This is a genomic window from Streptomyces sp. XM83C, from assembly GCF_023072675.1.
Lineage (GTDB): Bacteria > Actinomycetota > Actinomycetes > Streptomycetales > Streptomycetaceae > Streptomyces > Streptomyces thermocoprophilus.
The window spans coordinates 1-9,243 of the sequence record NZ_JALLGL010000251.1 but is presented as its reverse complement, the minus strand read 5'-3'; the positions used below and the strand labels follow the sequence as shown (position 1 = coordinate 9,243).

The window sequence follows — 9,243 nt, the reverse complement described above, 5'->3', positions numbered from 1 at the left end:
AGCGTTCACCGGCCCGCCCCCGGCCCCGCAGCGCGAACCGGTCCCGGCACCCGCCGTCGCCCCGCCCTCGCGTCCGGCAGCCGGCAGCACCAGGCCGTCGCCCTCGTCACGGCGCCCGGCTGCGAAGAAGGCGGCGAAGCGGCAGACCACCCCGGCAGGCACGGACGGGCGGTTCGAGAACGGCCCGCTGGCCGTGGTCGACGTCGACGACGACGGCCAGGTGGTGGCGTACTGCGTCGGCGGCCTGGTCCTGGACGTCCCCGCCAAGACGCTCCCCGCGCTCGTCGACTGGACGCTTCAGGAGGCGCGCCTCGGCCAGGCCCGCCTGCACCGGCACGGCAGGGACGCCGACCCGGTCCTCGTCCTCACCACGGCGGCCTTGGAACGCTACGGCCTGCCCGCCGAACTGTCCCCCGAAGAGCGCCGCGCCGGACGGCTCCCCGCCGGCCACCAGGCGGTCAAGCAGATCACCAAGGCCGGGCAGCGGCTCACCCAGCGCGGCCTGGGCCCCTGGGCGCGCATCTACCGCGATCCGGAGGGCTCCCGGCGCCGGTGCGTCCAGCTGTGCATCCCCGCCTGGGGCGCCCTGCCCGAGAACGAGTGGGACAACAAGAGCAACCCGCAACTGCCGGCCATGCACGCCGCCGACCTCGCCCGCTTCCTCGGCACCTACGCGGACCGGGTGATGACACCGCGCGGCACGACGGCGGTCACCGGCCTGGAGCTGATGACGGCGCTGCGCCCGCCGACCCGCGCGCAGAAGGACGAGGCCACCGGCGAGTTCAGGCAGGCGTTCAACGACGACGCGCTCACCCGGCTGTACGACGTGGTGGAGTGCGAGGTCCCCGACGAGCACCCGATCCTCAAGGGCAGGTTCCCCCGCCACCACCAGCGCACCCCGGCCGAGATGCTGCTGGAGGAGCCCTACAACTGGTGCCGGCCGCTCACCGACGACGAGTGCATGCAGCCGTACCTGGTCGCCATCGACGTCAACATGGCGTTCGCGGCGGCCGCGAACGGCCTCACCGTCGGCCTGAACGGACCCACCCACCTGAAGAACCCGGAGTTCGACCCGGCGCTGCCCGGCTCCTGGCTGGTCGACCTCTCCCACGTCGACCTCTCCCGCGTCCGGACGGGCGGCCGCACCCTCGACGCCGACCGCCTCCCCTCCCCGTTCACACCGACCGGCGAGCGCCCCGAGGGCCCGGCCTGGTACGCCACCCCCACCGTCGCCTACGCGCGCGAGCTGGGCTTCGACGTGGCACCGATCGAGGCGTACGTGCGCACGCAGACCGGCCGCTACCTGGACCCCTGGTACAAGCGGCTGCGCGACGCCTACGTGGAGACGATGGCCGACCTCGGCGTCACCACCGCCATGGCCGGCCAGGATTTCCTGGACGCGATGGCCCGCTCGAACGACGCCGACCCGGCCCTGTCCCTGGTGCTGAAGGCGATCAAGGCCACGGCGAAGGGCGGGATCGGCAAGCTGCGCCAGCGCAATCGCGGCCAGGTCCCGTACTACGAGCCGTGGCCCGCCCTGGAACGCCCCACGTGGCGCCCCGACATCCGGGCCGCCGTCCTGTCCTCGGTCCGGATCAGCATGCACCGCAAGATGCTGAAGACCGCCGCGGCGGCCGGCGTCTACCCGGTCGCGATCGGCACCGACGCCCTCGTCTATCCCTCGCCCGGCCCCTCCCCGCTGGACTTCCTGCCGCACACCCCCGACGGCAAGCCCGTCCCAGGCACGTTCCGCCTCGGCGTCTCGCCCGGCATGGTCAAGCACCAGGGCACCCGGACCGTCCTGTGGGCGGAGCAGCAGTTCGAGGAGCACGGCGACGTCTTCAACATCGCCAACCTCATCAAGACCGACCGGACGGCCGGGGAAGGCGAGTAACCCACGATGGCGGAATCGATCGGAGACAGCCTGGACCAGGCCCTGGAGTCGGCCTTCACCCGCCGCCCCCCACAGAGCGCCCAGGCACAGATGAGATTCCTGGTCAAACAACTCAAGGGCACCAAGGCGACCGCCCAGTTGCTCGGCATCTCCCAGCGCACCGTGGAGCGCTACGTCAAAGGACAGCTCAAACGCCCCCGCCAGGACCTGCGCGACCGCCTGAACCGCGAGGTCAGAAAACGCTGGCAGCCACAGGTCAGGGCGAGGGCCAAGCAGAAGGCGGCCACCACCGACGGCCTGGTCGTCTCCACCCGCGCCCGCTTCGGCTTCACGGCCGCCCCGGGCACCACCGACGACGCCCGCGTCCGCGACATCACCCAAGCTCTGCCCCCCGAGTTCGCGGCCCGCCTGTTCACCGCCCGCGACCAGGGCGCCACCGAACAACAACTCCAGCGCATCGCGGCCGAAGGCCTGGCCCAGATGTACTTCCGCGCCAACAACACCCGCGCCCACGGCCTGGGCGTGGAGTTCACCGACATCCAGCACGTCGACATCGAGCTGTAGCCACCCCGCCGGACCACCCTGTCCGGACGGTGATGTGACTGAGCGCTTCAGTTGGCGAGTGAGCGTGCGAGTTGGCGACTTGAGCGGGCGGCGTCGACGGTTTGGGTGAGCTGGGCGGCGTAGGCGTCAAGAAGCGGCTTCATCTGCTGGTAGTAGGGCTGCTTGTTCTGCCGGAGCCAGTGGCCGATGGTGAACCGGTCCTGGCTCCATGCCGCGTCGAGTTCGGGGTCGTTTCGGGCTTCGGCTGGGCGTGGTGCGAATCGGGTTTCGCCGCAGGTGACTTGGGTCCAGATGTAGGCCGTGGCGGCGAGGCGTGCGCGGTCGTCGGAGACGTAGCGCGGGCTGGGCCGGCGTTTGAGTTGGTCGGCGATCTGGTGCCATGCATCTGGTGGCAGTGCCCAGTCGGTGAGAAGGGTGCGACGGTGCCGGTAGTCGATCAGTGGTGAGGAGGCGAGTTCTGCGGCGATCGCGTCCGCGGCTCGTTCGTATGCCTCCGGGGTGCCCTGACGGCGGGCCCATCTGGTGATGGGTGTGCCCAGGCCCTTTCCGTCGATGCCGAGTCCGAGGAACTCGGCAGCGTCGTTGACGGTCTTTCCGAGGGCCCGTCGGACGAGGAAGGCGGAGGTTGTGCGCCGCAGGACCGGCATGCTGAAGGCGACGGTGAAGGCGCCGAGGTGACGCTCGGCCCATTCCAGGGGGAGGAACGCCGGAACGTGCTGGGGGCTGTAGTCAAGGCCGTGTTGGGGCAGTCGGCTTCCGCCCCTGCCGCTCCTGCGGTGGGTGGAGACCAGGTATTCAGCGGCGTTCCGGAATCTCTGGGAACAGTCGTCCTGATAGCGGCGAAATGCGGTGTCCCAGCTGCGGTGACGCTTGGGGTCGATGCCGCTGCGGGTGCGGTTTTCGACTGGTGCGAGTGGAGCCAGTGCGGTCTGCAGGTCGGCGGCCGACAGGATGGCGTCGGCCGCGAGGAGAATGCTTGCGCAGGCCCGGGCGTCCTGGGGCGGCGTGCTGACATGGATGGAATGCGAGGGGTCCTGCCGGGCCGCCAGCACCTGATCGGTGCGGTGGGTGTCGACGCCCGGGGCTGTGGGGCGGGCTTTCGGCCAGGTGATCATGACGAGTCCGCTGACCATCTGGAGATCGGTGAAGTACTCGCTGGCAGTCACCGCCGGGATGTCCGGGCTGAGCATGGTGATGATCTTTTTCTGCAGCGCAGCGAGTTCCGTGGGTAAGTGTCTTGCTGGCCCGGGTGACTGCTGCTCCAGACGGGCTCCGCAGAGTTGGGCCGTTCGTTGTGTGCGGCGGGACCCGTGGGCGAGGGGCGCTCTGCACTGGGCTGGGTGCAGTCCGGCGATGGTCGGGCGGGCAATCAGCTGTCCGAAGCGGTCGGTGATCGGTTGCTGGCATTCGGGACAGAGGTGTTCGAGGAAGCGTTGGTGGTGCGCGCAGGCGAAGACGACGGGCAGTCTCCAGTCGGTCTTCCAGGGGCCGCCGTGGTCGGTCGCCAGCGTGGTCCCGTCGCCAGCGAGACAGCCGGGGCAGTAGCGGGCTGCTGCGGGGAAGAGCCAGTCCAGTGCGGGGATGCGCTTGCCGGCGCGGACGACGTCAAGGCTGTGGGCGATGGGTGGGTAGCGGGGTGCGAGCGGCAGCAGGGTCAGAGCCGTGGCTTCGGCTTCGGTGAGCCGGGTGGCGGTCTGGAAGTCGTTCATCCGCGGGGCCGGCAGTTCGAGGGAGAGGGCGGTGCGGGTGATGGCCTGGGTGTTGGGCTGGAAGTCGGCCAGTCCAGTGCGGCGCAGGACGGTGTCCGGGGCGACATCGAGGCGGTGGGCGAGCCGCATCACGTAGCCGGCCAGCAGTTCGCCGGGCAGCGGGTCCAGGCTCCTGGGCAGCGGTGCGATCATCGGGCGCCCTCCTGGGCCGTGCCGAGGGGACCACGGTCGTCGAAGACGGTGTTGCGGCCGCGGCGGGGCTTGCGCGGGGCGGGCTTTTCGGGGACGTCGGGGACTTCACCGGCGCCGAGATCACGTCGGCCGCTGTCGCGCAGGTCGATGGCGATGCCCTCGAGGAGTTCTTCGGCCAGGCGTTCGCGGCCGGAGTCGATGGCCTCGCGGCAGCCGTCCTCGATCAGCCGTTCCAGGAGGCCGACGACACCGTTGGTGCGGTGGTAGAGGTATTCGGGCATCGTGCCCTCAGTGAGCATGCCAGGGCCGGCGTCGAGGAGCCGCAGGCCGCCTTGGACGCCGTGCAGGTGCTGGACCCAGGCGGTGATCTGCGGTGCGCTGCTGTAGTGGAAGCGGTCCAGCTCGATCAGGTCGAAGCGCCGTTCGGTCTGCGTGGCCTCCAGCCCGTGGGCCTTGGCATGCCGGGAAGGCGGTAGCCGCCACTGGCCGGTGGCCGGGTCGAGGCGTCCTTCGCGCAGCAGTCCGGAGCCGGGGATGTCGACGCCGACCAGGACCAGGGTGACGTTCATGCTCATGAAGGCGCGGATCAGGTCGAGGGTGTCCTGGTCGTCGGCCCGGTGCATGCGAAGCCTCGTAATATCGTCCAGGATCAGGACCTTGGTGCCGTGGTCCTGCAGGGAGGCTGCGACCTGGCGGATCAGGTCGGGCAGGTCCATGCGGGGGCCGAGCGGCGCGTCGAAGAAGTTCAGGATCGCCTTGCAGGTGCTCTTCGGTTTCGCGGTCACCGGCGTCTGGACGTAGGCGACCGGGATGTGCAGGTCGCGGTTGCCCGGGCGGGCGTCGGGGTTGAGGTAGTCGTTGAGGGCCAGCCACCGTTCCTGGAAAGCGGCGGCGATCTCGCAGACGCATTCGGTTTTCCCCTGGTAGCCGCCGCCGGAGACCATCACCCCGGCCCGTGTGGTGGGCTTGATCTTCAGCGCGTTGGTCTCGATGCGGCCGCTGAGGAGTTTCTCCACTGCCCGGCTCATAGGGGTGTCCAGCAGCTGCAGGTTCGCGTGGGTGGCCGTGCGGTGCAGGTTGTGCAGCATCTTCTTGCGCCGGCTCAACAGCCCGAAGGCCGCGCGGTCCATCACCGGCGCCGGGACGAACAGCTTGCGGGTGCGGCACCAGTGCTGCCAGCCGGCCGCGGTGTCGCGGGCCGGAGCGGGGCCGGTCAGGACGAACGGCAGCGTCTCCATCTCGCCCGTCACTGCGGTCCTTCCCGTACCGGTTGAACAGATTCGTCGTCGGGCAGCGTGAACAGTGAGTGCTCGCGCAGGCCGTCGCCGAGGCGGGGTGGCGAGACGAGCGGGGCGCCGACTGCGGCCTCACGCCGGCGGCGCCGTTCCGCGTCGACGGCCTGCTGGTTCTGGCGGACGAGCTCGGCCGGCCGCGGTGCGACGGGCAGCGACGTCAGGCCGGCGGGGGCCGTCCGGTCGCGTTCGGCGGCTCGTGCGCGGGCGACTTCACGGGCCCGTTCGGCCCGCTCGGCCTTGGTCATCTGGCTCGGCCAGGAGCCGACCGGGGACCGGGCGCCGATCAAGTCGATCAGGACGGGAAGGAGTTCGGTGTCGTCGCGGGGCGCCAGCCCAGCCCGGGCGGCCTCGCGCAGGACCTGCTGGACTCGCGCGTCGGAGAACGCGAGGACGTCGTCGCCGGTGGGCAGTCCGTTCCAGGGCAGGGGGTGCCACTGGCCGGCGAGCTCGATGAACACCTGGCGGCAGTCGCGAGGGTCGCGGTGCACGACCCATTTGCCCCGGTGCCGGCCGCTGCGAGGAGAGGGAAACAAGCTGAGCTCGCCCAGGACGGGGTGGTCGCCGCCATACCAAAGTCCGCCGATCTTGACTCCGCGGCGGCCGTGGATCTTCACGGAGTGGGCGGGCAGAAGGTGGTGGTAGAGGCTCGCGTCCGGGATCTGCAGAGATATCCCGTCGCGGGCCGCTGCCGTGGCGAACAGCGTGTTCGGGCTGTGCCGCCCGCCGGGGTCCCAGGCGGGCGCGTACTGGTCCAGCCTGCGGTTTTGCCAGATCTTCACGATCCAGGTGGCCAGCAGATGCTCCATCTCGTCCACGGTCCAGACCGCGTCGCCCTCCGGGTCGACGCCCCGGTCGGCGACGTCCTGTCCGCGGTAGCCGAGCAATATCTCCAGCAGCAGCGACTGAATTCCGAGAAAGGCGCGTTCGCAGGCAGCCTTGTCCTGCGGGCGCATCGCCCTCGCCGGCAGCACCACCGTCCCCAGCGTGCGGGCGACCTGCACCAGGTGGTGGTTCTTGTAGACGCTGCCGTGATCGCTGGTCACCGTCTCCGGCGCGAAGAACGGCCGCCCGGCGACCGGGTGGCCCGCGAACTCGGTGACCAGCGCGGCCGGGACGCCGGGGTAGTGCCATTCCATGTCCGGCGTCCAGTCCGGCCGCATGGGCAGCGGCAGCATCACGTCCCGCAGCAGCATGGCCACCTCGATGGAGGAGTCCGACCCCGGGGTGAGCCGGAAGGCGACCAGGGAGTGCGTGAACGCGTCCATGCCCAGGGTGAGAGCGGCTGTGACCGGCTCGCCGAACACGTCGTCGCTCAGCTTCACCGGGAACGGCGTGGTGTCCAGCACGACCACCTGGCCGGGACGGGTGATCGTCACGGAGGAGCCGCCGGTGTCGACCGCGGCCGCCGAGCGGAGGTAGCGCTGGCGTCCGCTCTCGGGTCCGAACCACTCCTTCCAGACCTTCGACAGCGTCGTGTAGTGCGGGATCTTCTTCTCCGCCTCCGTGCCGGACTTCTCGAGCACGAACTGGTGGATCATCCGTTCCTTGGTCTTCATGCCGACCCGGGAGCGGTGCAGGCACTCGGCATGGACCGCGTGGATCGCCTCCGCGACCTGCAAGGTGATCTTGTGGTGCCCCCGCAGCACCGGGGTGAGACGGCCGTCCGCCAGCCCCATGATTCCCTGCTCAGGCCAGGCGGCGGACCACCGTTGCAGCGTGCGCTCGCTGATCTGCCCCAGGCCCAGCTGGCGGGCGTCGTCCGGGTGCAGGGCCTTCAGCTCGGCCACCTTGGCGAGCCGGCGCTCGGTCAGCGTGGTCCGTTCCGGGTCGTACTCGGGCCGGGGTTCCCCCTCCTGGGCCCAGTGCCGGCTGCCGCTGCGGAAGCCGCTCTCTGCCTCCAGGAGGTGGGCCACCCTCAGCCGGAGCCGCTTCTGGTCATCGTCTTTCAGGTCCTCGAACCGCGCGGGCTGCTGCTTGTCATCCATCACGGCCTCCCACCGGATAGACCCAGGTCTCGTCCCCGAACGGCAGAGCCAGGTCGACGGCCATCCGCCGGTGCCAGAGGAGATGGACCGCGTGCGTGCGGGCCACCGCCGGAACGTGCGTCTGATCCACCAGTTCCGCGAACAGCCACGGCCGCCGGCCAACCGCGGCCAGCAGTTGACGCTCAAGCCCCAGAGGATCGGTCATCGGACGGCGCCGCACCGACAACGCGTCGATCCCCGCCAGCACCTGCCGACGCCAGCCCGTCAGCACCATGCAGCGCCAGCCCGCGGCGGCTGCCACCTGCGCGGTCGCCGCGAACCGCACCTCGTCCTCCTCCCCGATCAGGCCCCCTGGACGCACGTCCACCAGCCAGGAGGCTCCCGCCGCGAGCACGAGGAAGTCCGGAATGTGCGATCCCTTGCCCTCCGAGGAGGAGAACCGAAGACGGAACGGCTGGGCCAGCACTTCGTCGAATCCACTGACGAAGTCCAGGACCAGCAGCAGCCAGCGTTCGGCCAGACTCTCAAAGCCGTGCTGCCGGCCGGTCGTCACCAGGCACTCCAGCCCAGGCCGGTGACGCTGACCGGTCCGCCAGGAGAACCGCCGCACCGGCACCGACGCCATCGCCGGCCCGGCCGACAAGTCCTTCACCGGGACGATGACATCGGACTTCCCGACCTTCCACGTCACCGTCCACGTACGCGACCATCCCGGCCCCAGATCCAGACACTCGGTGGCCCGCTCGGGCAGCGCGTACGGCAGCGCAAGGTCGTCAAGGCGGCAGGCGTGGGACCACACCGGACCTGCCGGAACATCGACAACCCGTACGTCACCCATGGCGAGAGCACACCGCAGAGCTCGAGCCGTACGTGGGGAAAGGCCCAAAGCAACATCAACTACCGGGCCGTACCGGTACCCTGCTCAACTCGCCAAATCAAATGCCCATCCACGGGACACCACGACGAGGCCCAAGGAGGGAACCCCAGAGTTCTCGCGTCAGGACCACTCGCTAGAAGTCGCTGTACTCGGGGTCAGTCAGTCTCGTGAAGGTGATCGCGGTCGTGCACCCCGACATCCAGTCTTCCGAGTCTTCACGGTGCTCCGAGGCGGCGCAGATATCTTCGGCGCTGCCTTCCCCGCCCTTGACCGTCAACTCCAGCACCCCGACAACTTTACCCCGGTCGAACGCCTGTGTGTCGGTGGCCTTGTCACGAGCGTTCTGGAGGAGGAGAGCTGCGATGCCCTCACTGTTCGTGGGTAGAGCAACCGGCTCATCAGCAGCAGTTTTCGACGGAGTTGGCTCCTCCGAACTCTCTGAACTCGTGATTGTCGATGGTTCCGGTCGAGCCGACTGGTTATCGCTACAGGCCGTCGTAGTGGCCAATAGGAGAGCGAACATCCCCCATGCAGCACGCTTGCTCACTGCGCCCCCTCATCCGTCTCGTGTGGTCCCCTATTGAACCCTGGAGGAGCATGAGAGGGCTTCTCGAAACCGAGTGTGAGGCTGGGTTTGTGCTGGTCAGGCATAGTTTCGGGGTGGGTGAGGTAGGTCCGGTGCGTCCGTGGAGGTGGCGTGCTGGAGGTGCGTGATGGTGTCTGTGCT

At 69.6% G+C, this 9,243-nt stretch carries 7 protein-coding genes; 2 read left to right on the top strand and 5 right to left on the bottom strand.

The window, feature by feature from the left end:
* Together tap and tpg are read left to right on the top strand one after the other, a co-directional pair.
* Window positions 1-1,894: telomere-associated protein Tap (tap, locus tag MTQ10_RS23340; RefSeq protein ID WP_247472071.1), on the top strand; the 1,894-nt coding region annotated here is incomplete at its 5' end.
* Between the two features lie 6 nt (window positions 1,895-1,900).
* On the top strand, window positions 1,901-2,458 hold the full coding sequence (gene tpg, locus MTQ10_RS23335; RefSeq protein ID WP_247472069.1) for a telomere-protecting terminal protein Tpg: 558 nt from the start codon (window positions 1,901-1,903) through the stop codon (window positions 2,456-2,458).
* 47 nt (window positions 2,459-2,505) lie between these two features.
* Here tpg and MTQ10_RS23330 read toward each other — a convergent pair whose 3' ends face one another.
* The 5 genes from MTQ10_RS23330 to MTQ10_RS23310 form a co-directional block, all read right to left on the bottom strand.
* Window positions 2,506-4,359: a TniQ family protein gene (locus tag MTQ10_RS23330; protein WP_247472068.1), complete on the bottom strand. Its 1,854-nt coding sequence runs from the start codon at window positions 4,357-4,359 to the stop codon at window positions 2,506-2,508.
* On the bottom strand, window positions 4,356-5,609 hold the full coding sequence (locus MTQ10_RS23325) for a TniB family NTP-binding protein (protein ID WP_247472066.1): 1,254 nt from the start codon (window positions 5,607-5,609) through the stop codon (window positions 4,356-4,358). The genes MTQ10_RS23330 and MTQ10_RS23325 overlap by 4 nt, the downstream gene beginning before the upstream one ends.
* The gene (locus MTQ10_RS23320; RefSeq protein ID WP_247472064.1) at window positions 5,606-7,639 is read right to left on the bottom strand and encodes a transposase; all 2,034 of its coding nucleotides are present in this window, start codon (window positions 7,637-7,639) and stop codon (window positions 5,606-5,608) included. Before MTQ10_RS23320 ends, MTQ10_RS23325 begins: the two co-directional genes overlap by 4 nt.
* Window positions 7,632-8,477: a TnsA-like heteromeric transposase endonuclease subunit gene (locus tag MTQ10_RS23315; RefSeq protein ID WP_247472062.1), complete on the bottom strand. Its 846-nt coding sequence runs from the start codon at window positions 8,475-8,477 to the stop codon at window positions 7,632-7,634. The genes MTQ10_RS23320 and MTQ10_RS23315 overlap by 8 nt, the downstream gene beginning before the upstream one ends.
* Window positions 8,478-8,649: 172 nt before the next feature.
* A complete protein-coding gene (locus MTQ10_RS23310; RefSeq protein WP_247472061.1) occupies window positions 8,650-9,063 on the bottom strand; it encodes a hypothetical protein in 414 nt (137 codons plus the stop codon).
* Window positions 9,064-9,243: the final 180 nt, after the last annotated feature.

Excerpts from the sequence above, each read along its gene's own strand:
- tpg (WP_247472069.1), top strand. The coding sequence starts at position 1,901 with ATGGCGGAATCGATCGGAGACAGCCTGGACCAGGCCCTGGAGTCGGCC.
- MTQ10_RS23330 (WP_247472068.1), bottom strand. The coding sequence starts at position 4,359 with ATGATCGCACCGCTGCCCAGGAGCCTGGACCCGCTGCCCGGCGAACTG.
- MTQ10_RS23320 (WP_247472064.1), bottom strand. The coding sequence starts at position 7,639 with ATGGATGACAAGCAGCAGCCCGCGCGGTTCGAGGACCTGAAAGACGAT.
- MTQ10_RS23315 (WP_247472062.1), bottom strand. The coding sequence starts at position 8,477 with ATGGGTGACGTACGGGTTGTCGATGTTCCGGCAGGTCCGGTGTGGTCC.